The organism is Enhygromyxa salina (assembly GCF_002994635.1).
In the GTDB taxonomy this organism is placed as follows: Bacteria; Myxococcota_A; Polyangia; order Nannocystales; family Nannocystaceae; genus Plesiocystis; species Plesiocystis salina_B.
Genome location: NZ_PVNL01000044.1, coordinates 1 through 25,602, shown reverse-complemented (window position 1 = coordinate 25,602; position 25,602 = coordinate 1). Strand labels below are relative to the sequence as shown.

The window sequence follows — 25,602 nt, the reverse complement described above, 5'->3', positions numbered from 1 at the left end:
CTCATGGCCGAGGACAGCGAAACCGGACAAGTCGGAGATCAGGCCGGCGAGGACGTCGGCGGCAGCTACGACGTCATTCGTGCGCGCCTGGTCGAGCAGGCCCGCGAGCTCGGTACGCGGGCTCGCGCGCTCAACGACAAGCGAATCGAGACCTTCGGCGGCTCCGAGCTGACGATCATTGGCACCGAGCACGTCCGCACCGACAACAACTGCGTCCCGTGTGACGTGGTGATGGTCAACGGCCGGATGCTGTTCGGCTACAACGTGTTCTTGGGCCTGCGCAAGCAGACCAAGCGCGAGGACGTGTTCTCGCTGCACAACTTCACGACCACGGCCGAGGGCTTCGATCTATCCCCGCTGCCGGGCGATCACGAGGATCGGGCGTTCCTCGACGATCCGCAGCTCGAAGCACAGTTTCACGAGCTCTACGAGTACTACAAAGACGCGCGCCTGATCCGGCTGTGGCGCAGCGAGACCAAGCTGCTGGCGATCTTTCAGATCGGCGCCACCCACGACGACATTCGCGTGTTTCGCTGGTCGCTCGACGCCGAGGGTCGGGCCAACTACATCGACAATCGGGGTGAGCGCGACTATGTGTTTCCGCCCCAGCACGACTTCGAGTGGCGACGGACCGGCCGCGAGCACCACGTCGCCGGTCGCCACCCGCACGTGTCGATCCTCGACGAGGTGTTCGTCGAGACGGTCGGCGGCGATCTCACCGTCAAGGTCGAGAACAACACCGAGGACGGCCACGGCATCTACGCCGAGCCGGTCGACGAGCGCGGCCAGAGCCTCGACGACGCCGAGATCAGCTACGCCAAGGTCGGCACGCTGATCTTGCTGAGCGTGCTGCCCTACCGCGAGACCACGCGCCGGTTCCTGGTGTTTGCGACCCGCTCGCGCAAGGTCGTGCGGGCCGACGCGATCGGGGCCGCGTGCGTGCAGCTGCCCGAAGACCACGGGGTGATCTTCCCCGGCGGCTATTTTCTTCAGGACGGATCCCACAAGGTCTTTGACGGCGACTACGCCAACTTCGAGTTCGAGCGCGCGATCAGGAGCCCCAACGGCGAGGACGTCCTATACGTGTTTCACCGCCGGGCCGGGGGCCAGTACGCGCTGTTCCCCTACAACCTGATCCGCAAGGAGATCGGCTCGGTCATCCCCTGCAACGGGTTTAGCGTGTTCGCCGACGGTCGCATGGCCGTGTTCCGCTCGACCACCGACGAGCCGTCGCGGATGCACGCGATGCAGTTCTGGCAGACGCCCTTCACCTCGCTGCAATTCGCGGCCGAGGCCCCGAGCGCGACCGGACCGCTCGCCAAGATCGGCAACGCCGAGCTGGTCCGCGGCATCTCCGAGTGCCTCTCGCTGCAGCGGGCCGTCGACGAGCAAGAGCCGTCGCGGCAGATCTACGAGGACCTCGTCGGCGCCCTCAACCGGGCGCTCGACACGTTTTATTGGTTCTCCCGCGAGGACGTCGGCAACCCGCGCGCGGTGATTGATCAGCTGCGCGAGACCGCCTCGCTGATCGTCGACGAGTTCGACAAGGTCGTGGCGATCCGCAAGGAGGCCGCCAAGGCCCTCGCCCAGGCCGAGCACGAGCAGGCCGAGCTCCTGCGAGCGGTCCGCCCGGCGTTCTTCGACACGATCGAGCAGTTCATGACCGCGCTGACCGGGCTCCGGACCCGCCGCGGCCACGTGATCTCGCTGCGAGAGATCCGCTACATCAACCGCGAGCGGCTCGACGAGCTCGAGCGCGAGCTGGTCGACTCGTTCGACCGCACCTCGGCCGCGACCGTCGAGTTCCTGCTCGACGACAAGGCCTTCGACCCGCTCAGCTCGCGGCTCGAGCAGCTCGGGACCAAGATCGGCGCGCTCGAGAAGACCAAGGAGGTGCCGGCCCTCGAGACCGACATCGAGGCCACCAGCGAGGGGCTCAACGTGCTGTCCGAGGTCATCGGCGGGCTCGAGGTCGACGACCCGACCAAGCGCACCACGATCCTCGAGCGGATCTCCGAGGTCTTCGCGCAGGTCAACCGCGCCCGCGCGATGCTGCAAAACAAGCGGCGCTCGCTCATGTCCCACGAGGGCAAGGCCGAGTTCGTCGCCCAGTTCAAGCTGTTCGCGCTGTCGGTGTCGAGCGGGCTCGGCATGGCCGACTCGCCCGATCGCTGCGACGAGCAGCTCTCGCGCCTGCTGGTTCAGCTCGAGGAGCTCGAGGCCAAGTTCTCCGAGTTCGACGAGTTCCTGGGCGAGCTTGCGACCAAGCGCGAGGAGGTCTACGAGGCCTTCACCCAGAAGAAACAGCAGCTGCTCGACGAGCGCTCGCGCCGGGCCGAGAACATGGTCGCGGCCGGCAATCGGATCCTGCAGGGCGTCGCCCGCCGGGCCAAGTCGTTCAAGTCGGCCGACGAGCTCAACGCCTACTTTGCCTCGGACCCGATGGTCCTCAAGCTGCGCGAGCTGGCCGGCAAGCTGGTCGCGCTGGGCGACACCGTCAAGGCCGACGAGCTCGACTCGCGGGCCAAGTCGGCCCGGCAAGACGCGCTGCGGGGGCTCCGTGATCGACTCGAGCTGTTCGAGGGTGGCGAGGGCGGCGCCTCGCTGGTCAAGCTGGGCCGCCACCGGTTCACCGTCAACACCCAGCCGCTCGAGCTGGGCATGGTGCCGACCGAAGCCGGCATGATGATGACCCTCTCGGGCACCGACTTCCGCGAGCTGGTCGACGACGAGGCGTTCGCCGCCACCCGCGAGTACTGGGAGCAGACCCTCGTGTCCGAGACGCCCGGCGTCTACCGGGGCGAGTACCTGGCCGCGTCGATCCTGTTCGCCGCCGAGCGGGGCGAGCAAGGGCTGAGCCTGACCAGCCTGCGCGAGGCCCAGCGCGCCGACGCGGGCTTGCTCGGCCTGGTCCGGCGCGTCGCCAGCGAGCGCTACGACGAGGGCTACGAGCGCGGTCTCCACGACGCCGACGCGGCGGCGATCCTCGACAAGCTGTTGCTGCTCTACAGCGGCGCGGGCCTGCTGCGGTTCAGCGTCGAGGGCCGGGTGCTGGGCCTGGTGTTCTGGGCCGAACTCGAGGCCCGCGAGCACTGGCAGATCAGCGCGCGCAGCCTGGGTCGGCTGCGGACCGAGTACGGGGACAGCCGCGCGACCCGGGCCCTCGCCCGCGAGCTCGCCGCCGCGGTCGAGGCCTTCTACACCGCCCGCGAGATCCCGATCTCCGCGTCCGCGGCTCAGACCGCCGGCAGCTATCTGGTCGAGGAGCTCGCGTCGGAGCAGCCTCGCTTCGTCGTCAGCGCTGCGGCCAGCGCCCTGCACACCCGCTTCATCGCCTCGATCGATCTGCGCGGGCTCCGAACCGATCTCGAGCATGATCTGTCCTCGCTCGGCCCGCTGCGCTCGCGCTGGAACCTGGCCCGCGCGTGGGTCGACAGCTACCTCGACAGCCAGGACACCGACGACAGCGCCAAGCTGGTCGCCGACGAGCTGGTCGGGCTGCTGCTGACCCCCACGCTCGACCGCCAGGAGTCCGCGGCGCTGCTCGGCGTCGAGGCCGAGGGCCTGCTGGGTCAGCACCCGCGCGTCAAAGACGGCAAGCTCGAGATCCGGCTCGACGAGTTCCTGGCCCGCCTCGAGCAGTTCGGCCGGGTCCGCGTACCCGGCTACACCGCGTATCGCCGCCGACGTCAGGAGCTGCTCGAGCGCGAGCGCAAGCGGCTGCGGATCGACGAATTCCTGCCGCGGGTGCTGTCGTCGTTTGTCCGCAACAAGCTGATCAACGAGGTCTACCTGCAGGTGATCGGCGACAACCTGGCCAAGCAGCTGGGCGCGGCCGGTGACGCCAAGCGGACCGACCTGATGGGCCTGCTGCTGCTGATCTCGCCGCCCGGCTACGGCAAGACCACCTTGATGGAGTACATCGCCAGCCGGTTCGGCCTGGTGTTCATGAAGGTCAACGGGCCCGCGCTCGGCCACAGCGTGGTCTCGCTCGATCCCAGCGAGGCGCCCAACATCACCGCCCGTCAGGAGGTCGACAAGATCAACCTGGCGCTGGAGATGGGCAACAACGTGATGCTGTATCTCGACGATATTCAGCACACCCACCCCGAGCTGCTTCAGAAGTTCATCTCGCTGTGTGACGCCCAGCGACGGATCGAGGGCGTGTGGAAGGGCCGGACCCGGACCTACGACATGCGCGGCAAGAAGTTCTGCGTGGTCATGGCCGGCAACCCCTACACCGAGTCCGGCGAGAAATTTCAGATCCCCGACATGCTGGCCAACCGGGCCGACACCTACGATCTAGGCGACACGCTCACGGGCTCGGCCGAGGCGTTCGCGCTGTCGTATATCGAGAACGCGATCACCTCGAACGCGACCCTGGCCCCGCTCGCAACCCGTGAGCAGGCGGATATCTACAAGCTGATCCGCATGGCCCAGGGCCACGACACCCCGACGACCGAGCTGTCCCACGACTACTCCGGGGTCGAGCTCGGCGAGATCAAGAAGACCTTCGCGCACCTGCTGCGGGTCCAAGAGGTGCTGCTCAAGGTCAACCAGGAGTACATCCGCTCGGCGTCGATGGACGATCGCTACCGGACCGAGCCGCCGTTCAAGCTGCAAGGCAGCTACCGCAACATGGCCAAGCTCGCCGAGAAGGTCGTGCCCGCCATGAACGAGGCCGAGCTGCAGGCGCTGATCGAAGATCACTACGCTGGCGAGGCCCGCACGCTGACCAGCGGCGCCGAGCAAAACACGCTCAAGCTCGCCGAGCTGCGCGGGGTCCTGAGCGACGCACAGCGAGCCCGGTGGGACGAGATCCGGCGCGGCTTCGTCAAGGCCAAGAACCTGGGCGGGGCCGAGGACGATCCGACCACGCGGGTCACCCGACAGCTCTCGAACCTCGCCGAGCAGCTCGTGGGGATCCAGGGCACGCTGGCGGACAAGGGCTACGGCGTCCAGCTCGACGGGATCCGATCGGCGCTCGACCAGGCCGCGCGCCTGCTCGACGCCCAGGCCAAGACGGCCGAGCTCGAGCGCAAGAAGTCCGCGCTCGCGGCTCCAGTCTTCGCGCCCAAGCCCGCGATCGCGCCGCCGCCACTGAGCCCGACGAGCTCGCCCGACCTCGTCAAATTGCTCGAGCGGCTCGGCAACCCCAAGATCGAGATCACCGTCCCACCGCCGGCTGGGATCGAGGAATTACTCGGCCAGCAGGTCCAGATCATCGAGCGCACGCTGGTCCCGCTGGTCCGCACGGCGACCAAGAAGCTCGAGGATCGGGTCGCCCTCGAGGCCAAGCTCGACGAGGTGATCAGCGCGCTCGAGTCGATGGATCTGCGCATGAAGCAGGGCTTGGCGCCGGTCGGCCCGCGCGGCGGCGGCTGATCCGCGCTCAGCCCCTGCCCCAGTCGGGCGCCAGCGCGGTCAGCATGAACGACAATAGGTCCGCGTAGGCCTCGATCCGCTGGGTCACCGAGTCCGCGCCACCGTGCCCGGCCTGGGCCTCGGTGCGCAGCAGCACGGGGCCCGAGCCAGCGCTGGCGTGCTGCATCGCGGCCACATACTTGCGGGCGTGCAGGGGGTCGACGCGATCGTCGGTGTCGGCCGACATCATCAACAATGACGGATACCGAACCCCAGCGCGGATCCGGTGATACGGCGAATAGTCGAGCAGCACCGCGAATTCATCGGGATGTTCGGGCGCGCCGTACTCGTCGACCCACAGCTCGCCAAGCCCGAACTTGGGATACCGGATCATGTCCAGCAGCGGGACCTGGCAGACCACCGCCCCGAACAGCTCCGGGCGCTGGGTCGAGGCCGCGCCGACCAGCAAGCCGCCGTTGGACCCGCCCAGGATCCCAAGCTGAGCCGGGCTGGTGTAGCCACCGCTGACGAGGTGCTCGGCCGCGGCGATGAAGTCATCGAACACGGTTTGCTTGTCCGCGCGCATGCCCGCGCGATGCCAGTCTTCGCCGTACTCGCCCCCGCCGCGGAGGCTGGCCTGGGCCCACACGCCCCCGCGCTGGGCCCACAGCTGGGCCAGCGGGCTGTAGCCGGGCGTGACCGAGATGCCGAAGCCGCCGTAGCCGTAGAGGATCGTGGGACGTCGGCCGTCGAGCACCAGATCCCGACGGTGGAGCACGAACACCGGAATCTCGGCGCCGTCGGGCGAGCGCGCGAAGGTCTGCCGCATGACCAGCGGCGCGCTGCCCTGCGCCGCCAGATCCTCGGGCGCCCAGAACACCTCGGGCGCCGCCGTCGCGCGGGCGTCGGCCGGGATCGGGACCCGGTAGATCACGGGCTCCTGCGCCAGCGAGCTGAACGCGATCAAGGCCTCGCTCACGCTCGGGTCGGTCCAGACCCCGGCGACCGCCCCCGTCAGCGGCAGGTCGACCGGCCAGCTGCGCCCGTCGTCGATCCGCTGGACGACCACCCGCGCGTTGACGTCCTCGAGATACGAGAGGATCAGGTGACCGTTCATCAGCGCCACTCCGTCGAGGATTTGGTCGCGCTGCGGGACCACCTCACGCCAGTTGCTGCGCTCGGGGTGCTCGGGGTCAATCTCCAGCAGGCGGTGACGCGGGGCGCCCTCGCTGGTGAACAGATAGAAGTGATCGCGGTAGCCAAACGCCACATTGATCGCCCCGCTGCCGACGGTCAGCGGCTGCGGGCCCCCGTCGCGCTCTAGATCCTGGACATACACGTCGGCGGCCCCGGCCGCGCCGTGGGCCACGTGCACCAACAGATAGCGCCCGTCGGTCGCCAGCTGGGGTGACAGGTACGTCCGCGCGTCGCCGGTCGGCCCAAACAGCACCTCGTCATCCGCAGGTGGCTGCCCCAGCACATGGCGGCGCACGCTCGCGTGACCGGCCAGCTTCGCGGGTGGGATTGTGGGGTCGTCGGGGAGCCCCGTGTAATAAAATGATCGACTGTCGGGCGCCCACTGCGGGTCCGCAAACCTGGCGCCCCGGATCACGTCATTGCGGTGATCTTTTCCGGTGTCGACGTCGCGTACATACAAGGTCGCGGCGTCGGCGTTGTTGCGGCTGACGGCATACGCGACAGATCGGCCATCGCGGCTGGGGTGGATGCGGCGAACGCCGAGGCTGCCGTCTTTTGAGAGCCTCGCCGGGTTGATCAGCACCCGCTCCCGCCCGTGGAGGCCCTCGCGGACGTAGTAGACTGGTTTGTCGCGGCCCTTGTGGCGCCGGGCGTAGAAGTAGCGGTCACCTCGCTTGTGAACGGGACCGACGATCGCCTCGCGATCCCACATCTTGCGCAGGTCGTTGCGAAAGCCCCGCTGGTGGGCCGAGCTCGCGAGCACCGCTCGCGCGTGCTCGTCCTGGGCCCGCACCCACGTGTCCACCTCGGCGCGCTCGCCGTGCTCGAGCCAGCGGTACGGGTCGTGGACCTCGCGGCCATGAATGATCTCGACCACATCTTCACGCGGGGCCGGTGGCGGACCGCGCCGCGAGGGGTCGTCGCCGCGGCACCCGCCGACCACGAACAGGAGCGCAACCACCAGCCAGGCCATGCGAGCGTGCATTTCCCGGTGAGTGTAACCTGGGGCGCTTTCGAACCGCTGGCCTCGCTGCGCAACCGCGCAGGTCTCGGCCCACGCCCGCGGATTGGGCACGGCAGGGAATCTCCCGCTCGCGTGGTCAGGGCTCTACAATGGCTGCGCCGCCATGCTCCACGTCAACACTGCTTCGCTCCTGCACGACGACCTTCGCCAGGCTGGCGCCGAGGTCGTCGGGGAGCTGCTCGCCTGATGCGCTGCGAAGGCACCTGTCTGCTCGAGTCCGAGGCCGCGCCGTCCCTCGAGCTCGAGCAATTCCTGGCCCGACTGAGCGGCTGCGACGGCTGCCCCCACGCCGCCGACGACAGCCCGATCGTCCGCCTGCTGCTCGCGCGCGCCAGCGAGGCTGCCCGCGCCCAACAGCAGCTGCAGGCCAAGGTCCACGAGCTCGAGCAGTCTCGGCAGGCCAGCTCGCAAGAGATCGAGTCCGAGCTGAACCAGCAGGTCAACCGAGTCCGCGAGCAAGAGCGGGAGATCGAGGCGCTGTCAGTCCCGATCATTCGGATCTGGGAGGGCACGATCGTCCTGCCGATCATCGGGGCGCTGACCGCCAGCCGGGCCAGGGTCCTGACCGAGCGGCTGCTCGACGAGGTCGCGCGGACCCACGTTCACACGCCGATCATCGACATCACCGGTGTCAGTGACATCGACACGGCGACCGCGAACCACCTGATCCGCATGATCGAAGCGCTGCGGCTGCTCGGGGCCCAGCCGATCTTGACTGGGGTCACGCCTGATGTCGCGCAGGCGTTGGTCTCGCTGGGGGTTGATCTGGTCGGGTACACGACCTTGCGCAACGTCCGGCAGGCGCTACGCCACATCGCCCGCGCCCGCGCGCAGTGACCCGGTCGAGTGGTCACTGACGTCTAGCTCGTCAGCCTCGGCCAGCGCCCGGAGAACCGCCGCATCGCGCCCAGCGTAGCGAATACACTTGGTGTCAGCGCCGCGTATCGCGTTGAGCATGACCTCCAGCTCTCGCGCACTCGTGGGTTGCCTGCGTACATAGCAATGCTCCTCACCGTCAACACCAAACAGGTCAGGTGCCTCGTTGGTAAATGGGACCCCACACATGGTGCAGCAGCCATCCTCCACGTAGAAGTCTCCGACCACGTTCAGGCGATAGCGGCGTCGCGGTGAGCTTGGCTGAGTTGGTTCCTCGTGCATGGGCGCCCCGTCAGTCCGGGCACTCGACGCTGTTCGGCGCCGGGATACACACGAACCCACCGCTGTCCCCGGGGTTCTCGCCACCGCACCACCCGAACGCGCCAACGTTGCCCTGCGTGAAGTAGTCGGGCGGCAGCGGGGCGAGACCACACGCGCCGATGCTACACGGCTCGGCGTCAAACCCGTAGCACCACCGGGCCCGACCGGTGTTGGTTTCGAGCTCGAAGCGCTCGGCGAGCTTCCAGTAGTTGGTGGCCGAGCTCGTGTTCCAGCCCTGGTTCTTGGTGTGCCACCAACACGCGTACTGCTCCCCTTGATGCATGAACAGACCCCGCCAGTGGTAGCCGGTCTCCGAGTCCAGGCATAGACCTTCCACCGGCGTGCACTCGAGCTCGCCGGCGAGCCAGTCCGTCAGGCAGTCGGTCAGCTCGCAGTTGTTGCTGCACGCGTTGTCGTCGACCGCGTCGGCGTCGTCGCACTCCTCGACGCCCGCTTGCACAAACCCGTCCCCGCAGGTCGCGGCGGCGCAGGTCGTCGGGCAGGCGTCGGTGTCGTCGTCGTTGGCGTCGTCGCACTCCTCGACGCCGGTCCATACGATCCCGTCGCCGCACACGGCCGGCTCACAGGCCGGATAGGTGCAGCCGTCGTCCGTGGCCATGTTGCCGTCATCGCAAAACTCGAAACCTTCGCGCTGGTAGCCGTCACCACAATACGCAACCTCGCAGATCGTGCATCCGTCGGTGAGATCCACGTTGCCGTCGTCGCACCGCTCGCCCGCCTGCACGACCCCATCGCCGCAGGCCGCCGGCTCGCAAGCCGACGAGCACGCGTCGGTGTCATCTTGGTTGCCGTCGTCACACAATTCGACGCCCGCTTGCACGAACCCGTCGCCGCAGATCGCCGCCTGACAACCCATTACGCATGCGTCGCTGTTGTCGGCGTCGCCGTCATCGCAAGCCTCGAACCCGGCGTGGACGTGGCCGTCACCGCACACCGCGATCGTGCACGCCGGCGTGCACTGGCCGGCGGACGCGTTCTCCGATCCAAGATCACACTCCTCGCCGGTCTCGACCACGCCGTTGCCACACTCGGCTGCGGTCCCGTCGCTGTCGCCGGTCTCCTCCGCGGCTGAGTCACTGACGCTCTGTGTGTCTGCCTCGTGTTCGCTGGGCGTACAGCCCCAGCTGCCGCACAACAGCGCCGCCAGCCACAACACGGTCGGTGCTCGGAGCTCTGTCATGCAACGCCAGGGTACCAGGTATCTCGGGCAAACCTGCGGAGTAGCGCCCGATCACAGCGACAGGTCGGGCGCGGGCGCGCCGCGACGGGCGTGACGTTCACAGCCCCGTCGAGACAGCGCTCGCGCTACTGCGGATCGGGCAAGGTCGACTCGCACTCGGTCAGCGGCCCCGTCAACCCGCTCCAGCCAGCGACGCCATTTGGCAGCGCCGGTGGACCCGTCACGAGGATCGGTGAGAGGCTGAGATCGCCGGGATCGGCCTCGTACAGGTTGCCACTGGAGTCGAGCACGTAGAGACGCGCGAGCAAGTCGTCGAACAGCGGCCCCCCCAGCGCGTGGACACCATAGGTGCCCGCCATGCCCAGGAGCGTCCCCGTGCCCGTGTTGTAGTCAAAGTCGTAGACGCTCGCCGAGTCGATCGCAAAGCCCTGGCCGTCCGTGATCTCGCCCATCACGTCGATGCCGGGGCCCATGTCGTCAATGTCCGCAACGGAGGCATTCTGGAGATCGGTGATGACCTCGTAGGAGAGGTCGCCTACGAGGTAGTCACCCGTGAAGCGAATCAGCCGATTGCCCGCGGCCGACGACACGTTGGCGCCCGTGTCCATCAGATAGACCAGGCCCTGGCAGTCGGTGAACAGCGCCTCGATCAGCAGGTCGTCGGGGATTGTGCCAAGCAGCTCGGCCTGCACCGGAGCGCCGTCTGTGAGCGGATTGTGGATCACGTGCAGCTGCGTCGAGGTGCTCGAGTTGTTGACTCGCGTGAGCAGGAGATCAATCTCGTTTTGCTCGGTGAGGACCATGGTGATCCCGCTTTGGCCCTGGAGCAGCGGCGGGTCGACCTCGATGGTGCTGACCTCGAGGTTGGCGACGGTGCCGTCGCTTGTGTCAATCTCGATGTAGATCAGCTTGTCGTCGATCGAGTACCAGAGGTGGGAGCTGTTCCAGAGCTCGTTGGGGGGATCGCCGTCGCCGTCGCCGTCGCCGTCTCCGTCTCCGTCCCCGTCTCCGTCCCCGTCGCCGTCCCCGTCTCCGTCTCCGTCTCCGTCTCCGTCTCCGTCTCCGTCTCCGTCTCCGTCCCCGTCGCCCTGCCCGCCCGACTCCGACTCGGTCGCGCCTGCGGTGCTCTCACTGCCTGACTCAGTCGCTCCCTCGCCGGAGCTCGAGCTCGAGCTCGAGTCGTCAGCGCACGCGCTCAGCAGCGCCAAGCCGGCCACGATGATGGGCGCCCAAGTCTTTGTGATCATGGGCGGGAGTCTGCCACGTCCGACCATGGTGTACAGCCCCCGCGGTCGAACCGCAGGCTGACACACGTCGACCTGGCCGAGTCCGTCGCGCGGCGCACCGCTGGAAACTGCGCGTGCTCGCTGCCGCGTGTCGTCATGGCTCTGGCTCTTTCGTGACCGACTCAGGGCTTGTCGTCGCAGTAGGCGACCTCGGGCCGCAGTTGCTCGATCGTGGCCTCGCCGTAGGTGTCCGTACCGGGGTCGTAGGACATCTGAATCCTGGTCGTCGGAGGCGTGCACGCCTGCTCGAGACACTTGCGAATGTTGTAGCCGGCGTTCATGTCGATCTCGCACCACGTCACGAGCACGCCCTCGGGGGTCAGGCGCACGTCCTCTCCGTCGATGTCTCGGGTGGCGTGCATCCCGTAGATGGTCTCGAGCATTTCCTGATGCACCACGGCGTCCAGCTGTAGCGACAAGTTTGGACGCATCACGGTGAACCGGCGCTGCGCGTAGCTCTCTTGGTAGTAGGGGCGCACATCGTCGGAGGGCTCGTCGAAGTCCTCGTAGTTGGCGTGCATCGTGACATGGCTGGTCTCGAGCACGATCTCGGGTATGCCGTCCCCGTCGACGTCCGCGACATCGAGTCGCTCGACGGCGATCTGCCCGATCTCCGACCAACCGCCCCCGCCCTCGGGGGAGTCCGTGCTCGGCTCGCCGCAGTTACCGAAGTCCTCAGGCTCGCAGCCACTGTTGAGGACGCGGACCCGCTCGAACCGAGGTTGTTTGGGATCCGTGTAGGAGACGACCGCGACGCCCAGGTACTCTTGCACCTCCAGCGGGACGTAGGGACTGCTGTCCGGGTCATGTTGACAGGGGCGTGGACTGCAGCCTGATCAGGCGAGCTGCCCGCAATCCCCGCCCCGGATCGGACACAGACCCCCGCAACACGTCGAGCGCACACAAGCGTCGGGCCAAGCCCCCGCCCCCAAGGCAACTGAATCCCAAAACTGAAGGCGACTAACCGGGATGGGCCCCTCTGCAGCCCGTGCGCGGCACATCCTGCATCGCGGGAAAAGGGACCGAGCGCCCCGCATAGAGAGGCTGCCAATCGGCCAGCTGATAGCGCATGGCCAGAAGATTGTCGTGAAGCCGCGGAACGCTGATGGACTCCGCCCCGGGGATGTGGACAGTTGCCCCGAGAAGAAGCTCCCCTGGGGGTCAAAATCGACCTTGGCGAAGCGTTCTTGCTTGCAGGCCAGCAAGAACACATGGAGCGGGAGCTCCAGCACGTGGCCCGGAAGCAGCTCGATCTCGCGCGGTCGCTGCATCGAGAGAGACAGCTGCCTCGACATCACCGCACTGCGCAGGGCCTTGAGCGCCTCAGACTCCCCGAGCCGCCGCGCTTTTGTCGGGGGGCGGGAACGGTACAGCCACAGCTCCCGGCCCGCGTACTTGTGGATGCATCGAGGAGCCTGCCGCATGACCGCCGAGGCTACTATAGAGCAGCGCGGCCCGCGGGTGGGTGGTCGCGTTGTTTCCCCTGGGCCGGTTCCGATAGCGCCCTCGGCGACGCGTCAGCTTCCACCTGCTATGCCCGCCAAGGCCACCGGGGTCGAGTGGCAACCGAGCCCGATCGACGGCGGCCACGACATGCAGGACGCTCAGTACTCTCACGAGCGGTCGCGATGAGGACCGGCTCACGCGAGGAACGCATGACACGCCCCCCAAAAGTCGAGTTCGATGAGGCGAACCTGCGAGAGATCCAGGCCCGCGTTGAGGTGGGGCTCCACCTTCAGGCGCCAGCGCGTGAACGGACCGATGCTCGCGTAGCGTGTACGTTGCGAGACGCTGCCGATGGTGCCGTCGATCTCGATGGTGTCGTCCGCGAGCCGGTACACGAACGCGACCCGGTCCCAGGCGTGGCGAAACGAGCGTGGCCTGCCATGGCGGTCGACGATGACCTCCGCGCCGTCGCTCTCCAGGGTCACGTGCAGGCGCCCGGTTGCGGTGACGGCCCCGAGAATCCAAGCCCGGACCTCGGTCAGGCGCACGTTGGCGAGACCCGCAAAAGAGCTCTCGTCGCTCGAGGTCGTCGGCGTCGCCGGCCGTACATTGACGTAGAGCTCACCGGTCTTGCGAAACCGCGCGAGCTCGTCGGGGTGGGTATCGTCGGTAATCAGCTCGACGATCCCACGCGGCTTCGTGGCCCGCGCCCGAGCGGCGTCGGGAAAGCGCTGCGGCAGGTTGCGCATGGCCTCGACCGCGCTCTGGTAGGCGCTCAGCAAATTGTCGGCCGCGGCGGTCAGCGTCGCGTGGTCGAGCGGCGCCGGCGAGTCGGCGCGCACGATCTCGGCGAACGGCGAGCGCGGCTGCTCGAGCGACCAAAAGGCCAGGGCTCGGCTCGCTTGGTAGATGTGGCGGAGAACCTGCTCGACCGCGCGATGGTAGAGCCCGCCCATGAACGCGACCATGCGGTGGAGGTCGGGTTGGGTCGAGCGCGCCAGGTCCTGGCTGAGCTGGCGGCTCTGCGCGACGAGCTGGTCGATGGTGCCCGATCGCTCGAGCTGGCGATTGGCGAGCTCGTTGAACTCCATGGCGAGGGCATTGCGACGCGCGACGATATCGACAAAGTCGCGCATGGCACGACGCGCCGATTGCGACTCCACGACATCGGCGTATTGCTGCAATGTAGCGTTGAACTCCTGCTGAAACACCATCAACTTTTGCCCGTAGGCGTCGTCGACCTCGAAGCCGATCTGGTGGGCGCGGTAGCCGTCGCTGAGTGACTTCAAGTCCTTGGCGATCAACTCGACCTGCCCCAGCAACAGCTTGCGGGGCACCGACCCGTGACCGACGTCGGCATAGCGCACCCCCCGTTCGATGATGCCGCCCGTGCCCATCGCTACCGCCGCCCCGACCGAGCCCCAGAAGCCGCCCTGCGCCTTCGAGCCGGTCCACATCATCGGGAGGAAGACCAGCATGCTCGCCGCGTTGAACACGTCACCGATGTTGCAGCCCGCGACCCCCTCGATTTTCGTGCGAAACCTGGCAAGGCTGGACTCGAGCTGCACGCGCCTGCGGAGCACCTCGGCGTGGACCTGCTCGATCCGAACCTGAAGATCGGCGCACTGCGCCTGCAGCTGTTCGACTTCGACTCGAAACTCGCCTGCGAGGACCTCGGCCTGCCGTCGGCCGTCCTCGAGGGCCGCCCGGGCTCGACGGTGGTCCGCGAGGTTCTCGACGTAGGTCTTGTGGGCGACCTCTACAGTCGCCAGCATCTCGAGCCGACGCTGGATCGAGTCGGCGTACAGCTCGAGCGAGGCCTTCGGACAATAGTCCTGAGTGTTACCGAACGCGTCGAGACCCTGACTGAGCTGGGCGAGCCTCGCTCGAGCTTCGCAATACACGCCGCGCAGCGTCGCCGCGCACTCGGGCGAGCGCTCCGCGGACTCGGCTTGGCCCTCGTGGATCGCCGCAGTTGAGAGCGTGATCCAATCCAGGAGCTCGGCGGCCCGCCGGTAGCCCTCGGGACGGTGGTTCGGATCCGCCGCGAGGTAGTGCAGGTTGGCCTGCTGAAGCAGCGCAGCTTGGTGGCTGGCGATCGCATGGTCGGCCAACGCCACGAAGTCGAGCACTCGGAGGTCGGGCGGTGTGTCGCGTCCATCGATGCCAGGCTCGCCGTCGGCTCCCTGGGCGCCCTCGGCGGCCGGGGCACGGTGCCGACTGGATCCGCCGGCGCCGCCACTCCCCCCAATTCCACCCGCGCCGCCCGTTCCACCGACGGCCTCGCACGAGAGAACCGACAGCGATCCACGCAGGCGAGAGTCCGCCCGACCGCGGATGATCAGGACCCCGGCATGTCCACCGGATCCGCCGCGTCCGCCCGGGCCTCCGTTACCCCCAGGCCCGCCCATACCCGCCTTGACGCGGACTGGCTTGCGGACCACGGAGTTCTTGCGCCGGCGAGTTTTCCTCGAGGAAGTGTACCCCAGCCCCCCGTATGCGCCCTTCGAGCCGGCGGCCCCGCCTTGTCCGGCCTGCCCGTCGGCCCCGTTCGCGCGCAAGGTCAACGGCGACAGCACGTCACCAAACCACAGGTCGATACTCCCCGCATGCCCACCAGCTTGGCCGGCCTGCCCGGCGGCTCCGTCGCGCCCCTGAGCCCCGTCACGACCTCCTGCGGCTGAACTCGGGGCGTTGGGCGGTGCCGGGGCCGGGAGCGGTTCTGGACTCCGCGCTGCGCTGACATCGATCGTGGCGCTCGCAGACCCGACACCGCCGATCTCGCGCGCGACCATCAGGATCTTGCGTCCCGGCAGCACCAGGCTAGTGCGAACCTCGACGGCGTTGGCGTAGACGAACAGGTCGAGCTCGGGATCGACGCTCACCACGTCGTCATCGTCGACCCCGTCCTCGGTGGTCAGGACAAGACGCTCGAGCGAGCTCAGGATCGTCGTTTGTCCGACGTTGTGATCGATGTCGACGGTCAACCGGGAATCGGATTTCACTGCCTGCTCCTGTTCATGGGTACGTAGTGAGGTGAGCCGCTCCGCCAAAGTCCACATCGCGGTAGAGCCTGGCGAGGGAGTCGCAGGATCGAGCTTTGCGCGAGTCCCAGCGCGGGGCCATGAAGCGTTGCCCGCATCGTGGCTGAGGGAATCACCCCAGCGCATGCCTCGCGTGGCTCTCGGCGAGCGGAGACGGCTACGATCCAGCCACAAGACCAAGACCAATAGGGCAGCTGGGCGCCGAGTCGGGCACCCAGCGAAGCCTCCCGGCGGTCCGCGGCAGGTTCGGAGCACTGCCAGACGGCAGCTTGTCCCGCAGCAGCGCGCGCAGCTGCTCGCGGATACACGGCACTTCTGACTTGGCGTGGCTCATGCTCACCAGCGCGTCTTGCAGCAGCGGTTGCAGCTCGGGCCGCGCGCCCACGATGGGCAGCGCCAGGCTCTCGGTGTGCATCTCGATCAAGTTGTGCGCTGCACCGGGCAGCCGAAGAAGTCCTCCAGCGCCTTGCGATCGTGCTCGAGCGGCGCGCGAAAGCTGATCGAGACCGCCCGCACGTCGACACCGGTGCTCGCCCGCGAGAGGTTTAGCCAGCTGCTGAGCTGCCCCACGGCCGCAGGCGTCGAGGATCGTCTGCCACGCGAACGCCTCGCCACTCGGCGCGGTGAGGTCGTGCAGTTCGTAGCCGCGGCTCTCGGGTCGGGATCGCCAACCGACGCGCTGCTGCTCATTTGTCCATCTGGACGAATATGAAGGTACAGGCGCACGGCCAACCCACGCCCGTGCTGCTCACTGGACGAATATGAAGGTACAGGACCTTCGGGCAGGGATCATGGGATCGTCGAGTTCGTGGACCGTCGCGTCGACGCCAGCGTCCCGCCCGGTCTATCCCTTTTCAGGCTTATCCCTTGTCACCGGGCCGGATCCCGGCCTGGCTCTGAAACTGCGCGCTCGGCCTCGTGGGCAAGATCTCCCGGCGTACTCATGTGAGCCTTGACTTGAACGGCCAACACACTCAACGCCGACTGAATGGCAGATGCCTCAGTTTCCCCGGAGCCACGACCGCTAACCACTTTCATGACTGCGCCCGCCATGATCGCCGTCTCGGGTGTAAGGACTCCCGGATTTGGATCTGAGTCGTACACATGGGCGGTGGCGACAGCCAACCATGAGGCGGCAAACGCGGAGCCTGGTGAGTCAGCGTAGTGGTACGTCGTAATTTGATAAGTCAGATGCAAAGGGTATTTTTTCGCATCATCTTGCATAGCGGATCCCTTTTGTTGCTTTTGGGTCGTTGCCGGCGTTGTGGAACTAGGGGAGGCGACATGCGGCCCAGACACAGAATCCCATGTTCTCGGAGAGCATATCACTTAGCAGCGTAGGTTCAGTTACTTGCGTTGTGGCGATGCGCGCCTGAATTTCCCCGCTCACCGGATGAAGAACGAGGTTGGGAACTTCTTGCCCTGGACCAAAAAGCTCACCCCCTGGAATGCTTCCGGACTCCGCAATCTGCTGCCCAACTCCCTCCTCTATCTAGTCCCCCTCGCGGCGGAAGCCTGATCCATGTTCCCTCAGGCACGGTGAATGTCCCTGGCAACTCCGAACCATGCCCCTCAAAGATGGTTGCATGAGACGGATTCTCCCCGTATCCCCAAACGACCTGTCCAGGCTCGGGCGGTGACACTGGCGCGCCACCTTCCGACCTGAAATTCTGAGGCCTGGCCGGCTTCAAGGACCTACTGGGCGATCCAGGCATGACGAGATCGACCGGAAGCCCATGTGCCACGGCATCCGCGACCACATACGACTCACCGAGCGCGACCGCACTCAAGGTGAACACGTCTGCGCTAGCGTACGTCCCCACCGCTTGTCCAACATGGGCGCCGGCCTCAAACCCCGCGTAGCTCATCCGAGCCCCAAGGCCGGACCAGCCCGCACCGCCGCCCACCATCGCAGCCTCGTACGCCAGGTACGCTTCAGTTCCGGTAGCAAGCACAACGGCGGACGCCAAGTAGATCCCCATGAACGCCATGGCCATGCCCCGGCCTTCGTTCATTTGGGCGACCAGGTTCTCGTCGCTCCACTTCTGCTGCCAAGCGGACCGTGCCGCAGCGTGGTCAACGACAAGGCTCTCAGGGTGGGCGTTCGGGACCGCCAAGCTGAACGGAGCAAGCTCCGGATCGTCAGGATACGGTGTCGTGCCAACGAGCCTGACCGCAGAGGCGTACTCGCCTTCAGGTTCGGCGAGCATCGACTCATAAATGGCGATCTCCTCCCCGATCGCGCTGCGCTTGTCGGGTGATGCCGACCCGTACGCCTGCCTCGCCTCCGCGAGCGACTGCTGCACGGCGGGACTTCGGCCATTCGGGTCGGACAAGCTAGCCGGATTGCCGCGGCAGTACGCAAACCGATTGACCCCATCCCCCAGCCCAATCGGATCCCCCGCCGTCCACCGCCCCAACCACGGCGCATAGTACCGTGCAGAGTGGTACTCCAGCCCCGTCTCTTCGTCGCGCTCCATCCCCGTGTACCGGTAGCGCTTCGACGAGACGTCGATACTGGCGTTGACCGCCCGGTACGAACTCGTGCCGTAGGGGTGGTACTCCTCGTACGAGATGACTGCCCCGCTGCCGTCGACTTCGGTCACGGCGGAGCCGAGGTGGTTGCTCAACTGGTACCGCCAGATGCCGGTCGGGCTCCCGACCGCAGACCCGCCGTCGACCGTCTTGGTCTCGATGATGCAGATGCGGCCCGTGTCGTCGCTGATGTGCAGCGACTCCCGCTCGAGGTCAAGCGTGCCGCTGATGCGCTTGCGATAGATCTCGAACGGACCGAGATAGATGCGCTCCTCGGTGGTGGCGCCAGATTTTTCTACGTACTTGCGGCTGCGCATGCCGCCCGCGTACTGGAAGTACACCGTCTCGGTGCCTACCGTGACCTCGCGCAGCTCGTCGTCGTGGTTCCACACCATGCTCGACAGGTGCGGCATTGCGGTCATGTTGCCGTGCGCGTCGTACGTGTACGCGTGCGTGTACGGCCCGAGGGCCGGGTCTCCTGGGGCGGAGGTCTTCTCGAGCCGGTTGCCGTCGGCGTCGTACTCGTAGTAGCGGGTCCAGCCGCTCCCCGAGGCGGGGATGTGCTGCATCTTCAGAATGTTACCCACCTCGTCGTAGGTGAAATTCTGCGTGTACCGCCGCATCGCCGACGGGTCACTCGTCATCGGCTGGGCGCCGATCGTGATCTGCACGTCGGTGCGCTGGGTCGTGCCTTGCGTGCTGTGCTCGCGGCCCGTCGCCTCTATCAGCCGGTACGTCGCGTCGTAGGTGTACGAGTTCGCGGCCTCGACGACGGAATTGTTGAAGTACACCGTCTGTTGCGCGGTGTCGCGGATGTCGGTGATGTTGCCGACCGGGTCATAGTGGTAATGCAGGCCCTGAAGGTTGGCATCGTCGCTGCCGCGCACGGTCGAGAGCGACGCGAGCCGGTACGTCTGCGGGTCATACGTGTAGCTGGTCGTCGTGGTCGGGCTCGAGGTCGAGCCGTAGACCACGGACTCACGCTGCCCGCGGGCGTTGTAGGTGATGTCCCCGACAACCGTCTCGGCCGTGGGGCTGCCGCGGTGCTTGACCTCGACGGCCTGCAGCGTGCCGCCCTCGTCGTAGGTGTAGATCACCTCACTGTCATCGGGCGATATCGCCGTCAGCACCCGGTTCACCGCGTCACGCTGACTGCTCGCCGAGAACGTCTCGGAGTCGAGCAGCGAGGTCGCGGCGGTCGCCATCGCGGCAATTGTACTCTGGCCCAGCAGCGCACTCCAGTCCGGCTGCGTCGTCTTGCTCGTGACCAACTGTCGCTGCTCCTCCAGCGGGTTCCCCTTGAAGTCGAATTCCACCGTCGTCGCCACGCCAGCCCCGTCGTACACCCGATACACACGCCCGACGTGATTCGTGTCCTCCGGCGAAGACAGTAAGTCGCCATACACGATGCGCCCAAGCAACTTCTCCGACCCGCCAGACACGCTCACCGTCCGGTCCACCGGCCGGCGCAGGGTGTCGTACGAGTAGGAGAAGCGCTGGCTGCGGCTGTCCCAGCTTCGCATGGGCTGCCCCAGCGCGTTGAGCAGCGTGTGCCGGTCGCCAGCGTCGACGCTGCTGACCACCAACGACTGCCCCAGCATCCCGTACGTCCGAGACTCGGCCGTGTTGTCCCGCGCGTCGACCACCTCGAGCACGTGCCCTTGAATATCCAGCACCGACTCGGTCTCGAAGTACTCGGCATCATCGTTGAGGTCGATGTTGTGGGCCACCGACAAGAATGGCCGCCCGAGCGTGTCGAGGTGCACGACGCTCGGCGTGCCATGGTGGTCCGCCGCGAGCAACGCGGCCCGCTTCTCCGCCAGCAGGCCGACGTCCGCCCCCCCGTAGCTGTACCGCGCCGCGTACCAGTCGCTGTCCGTCACCGTGTCATTCGGGTCATAGCTGGTCTGCTCCCACGGCGTGAACTCCACTTTGGAAAATGTGCCGTTCGGCAGGTCCGTGCGAATCAGCCGACCCAGCGGGTCGTAATGCATCAGCGGCGTCACGCCCTGCTCGACCAGCTCGGCCTCGTCCTCGTACGCGTGGGTGCTCGAGTAATACGGCTCATACGCCTTGATGACGTTCCCCTTGTTGTCCTTGACAACCCGACCATTCCCCACCCACCGCACGTCCGGGCTGGTGTCCTCGTACTGCAACACGTCATCGACGAATACCAGCTCCCCGTTGACATCGCGCTCGGGCGCGAGCCCGGGCCGCGCCTGCACCTTCGTCATCACGACCCCACCACCCCCACCAAAATAGCTGTACGACTCGAGCCAGCGCGTCCCCACGTCCCGATGCGTCTCCCGCACCCGCGACTTCGCCCAGTTCGGCTTACCGTTCGTCGACCACTCGAACAGGTCATATGCAAAGGTGCTCGTCGGGTCACTCAGCGTGTCTCCGTCGCTGTCCCCGACCTTCCCGAGCACGGCCGACTTCACCACAAACCCCAGCACGTCGAACTCGACCTGCGTCCGGTTCCCGTTGGGATCCGTCAGCTCCCACGGCGCGAGCACCCGGTAGTCGAACGCCGCGCTGCTGGTCTGGCTCAGCGGATCCGAGGTCGCTGTGATCAGCAGCGCATGACTGTCATACGTGACCGAGTAGGTCTCGCCAAACGGGTCATCCGCGCTCGTGACCTGATAGAACTTGCTCGCGTCGTAGGTCGGGTGCCCGGTGCGGATCCACCACGCGGAGTCATCCAGCACATACCCGCCCTCGTTCTGCAGCTCCGTGTTGGTGGGCGCCCCCGTCAGCAAGCCGTACACTGCCTGCCGCTGCGCCTCCGTCATCGCCATCGTGTCGCTGTCGTACACCAGCGCCTTGCTCTGCACGCTCCCATGCGCGAGCGGATCCGTGAGGTCGTCCTCGAGATACCGGATCCGACTGCGCGAGAGCAGCCGCTTCTCCTCGGTGCCGGGCCCGGTGACCGTGCCCTCGAAGTCGATCGGATCCGCCTCGTCGCAGGCGTCCAGGATCGTCTGCCACGCAAACGCCCCGCTCCCCGGCGCGGTGAGCCCGTGCAGCTCGTACCCGCGGCTCTCGATCGGCACCGCCAGCCGCAGCACGTCGTCGGTGGCGTCGAGGTGCACCACGTCCGACTCGCTCAGCGTGATGTACAGCTTGTCCTTCGCGTTGCTGGACGTGGTCCGGCGCGGGTACACGATCGAGGCCGTCCGCAGCACCGCGCCGTGGTCGTCGACCTCGAGCGTGAGCTCGTGGCTGACGCGCGGGTCGTAGTCGCCGCTCAGATCCGTGTAACGATCATAATAGTGTGCGAGCGACTCGCGACCTTGCACACGATACACACCAAACGGGTTGGGCCCATGCGCTTGCTTGCGCACGACCTCGGCGTTCGAGTCGCTCACGCTGTACGGCCTGCCCTCGTCGGCGCTGCCGTCGAGCGCATACACCTCACTACGCAACGGCGTCCCCGCGAGCGCCCGCGCAGCCTCCCGGCTCTCCGCCCCCGTCAGCCCAGCCGGCATCACGCTCGGCGGCAGCGTGAACGCGTCCGCGTCGGCTTGCCAGTACTCCTTCGCAAATTGCTCAGCCAGCGACTCACACGCAAAGTACGCCCCCGTATGAAACCAGCTCTTGGTGTGCACGGGCGGCTGATGCAGATCAGCCTCAACGCTCTCGAACAGCTCCACCTCGAACAGCGCCTCGCCGCTGCCAAACTCGTCAAACGACTCGGTATCCCAAGTCTCGACTCGACCAAAACCCCGGAACTCCCGCTCGATCCCATCATAGAACCCATGGTGGTACGACGTGGTCTGCACATAGCGCTGCCGCGTGACGTGATCCACGGACTCGACCCGCTGCACCACGTGCACGGGAAACGGCAACCGCGTCGCCCACGGCGTTCCCGCGGCCTTGTCCCGCAAGTAGAACATCGTCGACGGCGCGTAGCGGATCTTCGTCTCCGCGCCCATGTTGTTGCGGCTGCCGATCAACAAGTGCGGCTTTTGCCCACCTGTCAATGCCAGATACCGGATCATCGCCCCGCGGCCGGAGGGCAGCGAGCTCGACCACACCAAGCAGCCGGTGCCGTCGCCTTTGAGATCCACCACCGAACACCAGTCCACGCTCCGCACGCCGGGAAAGGTGTTCAGCGACACACCCCCAGACAGCCGGTTGCCCGCGCGATTGTGGTACAGCGTGGCGCCGCGATCATCGAGGTAGAGCAGATCCGTGGTCCCGCTGCCGTCGACGTCCGCCAACCGCAGGCGATCCGGCGAGAACAGATCCGGCGCGGCAAAGGCCGGTACGTCACCCATGCGCACGATCGGCCCAAACCGCCCATGCCCGAGATTTGGCCAGTACGCGATCTCCCCGTTGCGAATCCTGACGAGATCCACCAGCCCATCGCCGGTCATGTCCGCGAACTGCACGCTGCTCTGCCGATCCGAGAACAACAACACCGGCCGGCTGCGATCATCGCCCGGATGCATGACCACGCGCGGCGCTTCAAACCCCTCGGCCCCGCGGCTCCGGTACCAGGCGAATCCATTCGCGTGCGGGAGCAGCAGATCAGGAAAGCCGTCGCCGACCAGGTCGATCAGCTGCAGGTTGGGATCCTGCCAATCAATGTTGGGCACGGCCGCGAAGCTGCGAAAGTTGCCCCAGCGGTCATCGTCGTGACCACACAGCCGATCAAAGAACCCGGGCGTGGGCGCGGCGAAGGTCACCAGCTCCTTTTGCCCGTCGCCGTCGATGTCCATCAGCTGCGCGCCCGAGCTGCCGAGCAACGTCGGCCGGGCGCGTAGCGCCATCATCGGACCGAAGCGGCCATCCCCGAGCCCAGGCTTGTAGAAGAAGGTGCCTGCCTCGGGTTGCTCGAGCACGATCCCGGGCACCCCCTCGCCGTCGAGGTCGACGAGGCGCGCACGCTGGCCGTCGATTCCACCAGGGAGGTTGGCGAGCGTCGTGGGGTCGCCGAGCTCGTGGATCGTCGCGTCGACGCCCGAGTCGCTGTACTCGAGGTCGAGCGTGGGCAGCTCCGCGTACTCGAAGTAGCCGGTGAGTTCGTCGAGCCGATAGCTGCGTTGCCGGATCCCGACCACGCGCGTCATCGCGGGATCTTCGTCGTGGATCAGGTCCGTTGACGCGACCAGGTAGGGCTCTTCCGACAGCTCCGCGATGTGGTGAAACATCAACACCCGCCGACACAGCCGACGGGTACGCAGCTCGAAGCCGGCGCGGAACGTAGAGAACACGTCCTCGCGCTGGGGCCACTCGCGCGCAGGCGTGGTCGAGATCTCGAGCTGATCGCCAGACCCCGTGACCTGCCAGGTCCCGAATTCCCCGTAGTCGAGCACGACCTCGAACAGCCAGTCGCTCGCGACATTCGGCGTGGCGTTCCCGTATTTGATGCGTGACAGATATCGCTGACCAGCGAGCGTGGCCCCCTCGAGACGGGTGCGCTCGAATGGCGCGTTGACGTCGACTCCCTGGAGGTCATCGCGCTTGTACTCGTAGACCATGATCTGCCCGCGATCATCGCGGACTTCCTCGAGCAGCCAGCTAAACACGCGCGAGCTGTCTTGTGGATCGCTGATCCGCGCGTCGCTGGTCTTGCCGAAGTAGCTGGTGACGTTGCTGGCGCTGATCGTGCGCCAGTGGATCTCGCCCGTGCTCAGTTCCGTCCAGCGCTCGATCTTGGTGAAGCTGCTCTCCACCCGCGGGCGAAACCGGTGAATGCGATAACCGCCTCGTTCCTCTACCCAGATTCCCCCAGTCATGGGATCCAGCGCTGCGACGAGGTCTTCGGCTCCTGCGAGAACGAAGGTGTCACGCTGCTTCGGATCGGGGTGCCCATCGTTGTACTGAGGTACGCCGCGCTCGGTCTTGCGGGAGATCGCGGGCACCCCCAGCTGCCAGCCCAAGCCGAACGGCCCATTGCCCTGACCGGACCCATAGTTGAGCGCGAGCGAGGGCCCAAACCCCGCGCGCCCCGGCGAGCAGGCAACCGGCACGCTCATCGAGCCCGTCCCCGTGAACGGGTTGGGCGAGAATTTCTCGCCGATCGAACGCAGCGCGCCGCCGCCAGTGGGCAGCGTGATACTCGGCGCGAAGCTAGCCGTTGGGTCCTGCTGCTCGCCCTGCTCCCCCGACGGCCCGCCCCACGGCGAGCGAAACGCCTGCGCAAAGGGGTTCTTGTCCTGCCCGGGCGCGCTGCGCATGCCAGACGCGTTACGACCGGGCGCGTTGCCGGCCGAGAACGACGGCGTCGCGGTCTTGGGCTCGGTGACGAGCGAGGGGCCAGAGGTCAGCTGGGGACCGGGGGGCTTGGTGGGATCGTCGGACATGAATTCACCGAGGTCCTACGCGCGAGCGGGCGCGAGCAAACAGGCAGGGAGACAGAAGCAACAGGGCGGGCGCGCTCGAGTGAGGGCGCCCGCCCGCGAACGACTAGCTCGGCGTCAACGAGTAGTGGACGACGAGCACCATGCCCGCGATTGTCGAGCGGTCGAGCATGCCGGTTTCGTCGGGGTCGAGGCCAGGGGGGATCGTCGCGGTGGTCGTGTCGACCTCGAGCCGCCAAGGTTGCGCCACGGCCGTGAGCGCTGTGAAGCTCGCGGTGACCGTGTTGCCGTAGATTCCGGCCGCGAACGCGTCGGTCTCTGGCGTCCCGGGCGGATCCGCGGTGGCATCATCGAAGAAGTCGAGGTCCGTCCCCGTGGCGGTGTCCGACACGCTCGGATCGAGGATCAGGTGGACATCCACCTGGTCGATCGTGAAGCCCTAATCGCGTGGCGCTCAAACATGCGCGACTCGTTTAGGCTGTCTCCTATACCAGCAGTCTCTCGGGGATACAAATTACATTTTGAAGTATCTCAAATATGACCACCCATCATTGGTTTGGGTGGAACCACCCCAATCCTCGCGATTGGGCCCAGCGCGCCCTACAATCTCGCCACGCATCCGCCGACCTGCCACGTCACACCGATTGTGCCCAAGCGAACAATCTCAGTCCGCTCGATTGCATTATAGCGATCCGCACCCAAGCTCATTGCAGGGTTCAACTCCAAGCGACGCAAAGGCGTCATATGGCGAAGACGCAACAGCCGCGGCACCACCACTCAGCCAACACCGCGTGCGCTCGCGCCGGTCCTCGCCCGCTTCCATCACGCCCCGCCCCAACCCGCGACGACTCGAGCGTCAGCGCTCTCGACCAAGGCAGCCGGAGCTCACGGTCCCGCCCAACTGACGCAGCTCGGCGTGGACCTCGTGGCCGCACCGCGGCACCCTCTCGGCACACCGGGACCCACGCGGTACCCAGACCGCCCACAACCCCAACAAGAT

At 66.7% G+C, this 25,602-nt stretch carries 13 protein-coding genes; 2 read left to right on the top strand and 11 right to left on the bottom strand.

Annotation, left to right across the window (positions count from 1 at the left end):
• The first annotated feature begins 3 nt into the window (after positions 1-3).
• Positions 4-5,385, top strand: a complete 5,382-nt coding sequence (locus ENSA7_RS10490; protein ID WP_106089095.1) for a DNA repair ATPase — start codon at positions 4-6, stop codon at positions 5,383-5,385.
• 7 nt (positions 5,386-5,392) lie between these two features.
• Here ENSA7_RS10490 and ENSA7_RS10485 read toward each other — a convergent pair whose 3' ends face one another.
• Positions 5,393-7,546, bottom strand: a complete 2,154-nt coding sequence (locus tag ENSA7_RS10485; RefSeq protein ID WP_106089094.1) for a prolyl oligopeptidase family serine peptidase — start codon at positions 7,544-7,546, stop codon at positions 5,393-5,395.
• A 225-nt stretch (positions 7,547-7,771) separates the two neighbouring features.
• On the opposite strand from ENSA7_RS10485, the gene ENSA7_RS43470 reads away from it, so the two are divergent.
• Entirely contained in the window at positions 7,772-8,422 is a 651-nt protein-coding gene (locus tag ENSA7_RS43470) for an STAS domain-containing protein (RefSeq protein ID WP_181233592.1), read from the top strand.
• On the opposite strand, the gene ENSA7_RS10475 is transcribed toward ENSA7_RS43470, so the two are convergent.
• The 10 genes from ENSA7_RS10475 to ENSA7_RS10435 form a co-directional block, all read right to left on the bottom strand.
• On the bottom strand, positions 8,390-8,743 hold the full coding sequence (locus tag ENSA7_RS10475; RefSeq protein WP_146157554.1) for a ferredoxin family protein: 354 nt from the start codon (positions 8,741-8,743) through the stop codon (positions 8,390-8,392). The genes ENSA7_RS43470 and ENSA7_RS10475 overlap by 33 nt on opposite strands.
• 10 nt (positions 8,744-8,753) lie before the next feature.
• Positions 8,754-9,983, bottom strand: coding sequence for a DUF4215 domain-containing protein (locus ENSA7_RS10470; RefSeq protein WP_106089092.1), 1,230 nt, complete (start codon positions 9,981-9,983; stop codon positions 8,754-8,756).
• A 125-nt stretch (positions 9,984-10,108) separates the two neighbouring features.
• Positions 10,109-11,230 (bottom strand): hypothetical protein, encoded by a 1,122-nt coding sequence (locus tag ENSA7_RS10465; protein ID WP_106089091.1) that lies wholly within the window; start codon positions 11,228-11,230, stop codon positions 10,109-10,111.
• Positions 11,231-11,391: 161 nt separating this feature from the next.
• A complete protein-coding gene (locus ENSA7_RS10460) occupies positions 11,392-12,042 on the bottom strand; it encodes a hypothetical protein (protein WP_106089090.1) in 651 nt (216 codons plus the stop codon).
• An 867-nt stretch (positions 12,043-12,909) separates the two neighbouring features.
• Positions 12,910-15,720 (bottom strand): hypothetical protein, encoded by a 2,811-nt coding sequence (locus ENSA7_RS10450; protein WP_146157553.1) that lies wholly within the window; start codon positions 15,718-15,720, stop codon positions 12,910-12,912.
• Between the two features lie 196 nt (positions 15,721-15,916).
• Positions 15,917-16,174 (bottom strand): hypothetical protein, encoded by a 258-nt coding sequence (locus tag ENSA7_RS10445; protein WP_146157552.1) that lies wholly within the window; start codon positions 16,172-16,174, stop codon positions 15,917-15,919.
• Between the two features lie 5 nt (positions 16,175-16,179).
• A complete protein-coding gene (locus ENSA7_RS43465) occupies positions 16,180-16,329 on the bottom strand; it encodes a hypothetical protein (RefSeq protein ID WP_181233590.1) in 150 nt (49 codons plus the stop codon).
• Between the two features lie 700 nt (positions 16,330-17,029).
• Positions 17,030-17,209: a putative adhesin gene (locus ENSA7_RS46115; RefSeq protein WP_372237562.1), complete on the bottom strand. Its 180-nt coding sequence runs from the start codon at positions 17,207-17,209 to the stop codon at positions 17,030-17,032.
• Positions 17,196-24,605, bottom strand: coding sequence for a SpvB/TcaC N-terminal domain-containing protein (locus ENSA7_RS10440; protein ID WP_106089086.1), 7,410 nt, complete (start codon positions 24,603-24,605; stop codon positions 17,196-17,198). The genes ENSA7_RS46115 and ENSA7_RS10440 overlap by 14 nt, the downstream gene beginning before the upstream one ends.
• A gap of 103 nt (positions 24,606-24,708) precedes the next feature.
• A complete protein-coding gene (locus ENSA7_RS10435; RefSeq protein ID WP_106089085.1) occupies positions 24,709-25,023 on the bottom strand; it encodes a hypothetical protein in 315 nt (104 codons plus the stop codon).
• Positions 25,024-25,602: the final 579 nt, after the last annotated feature.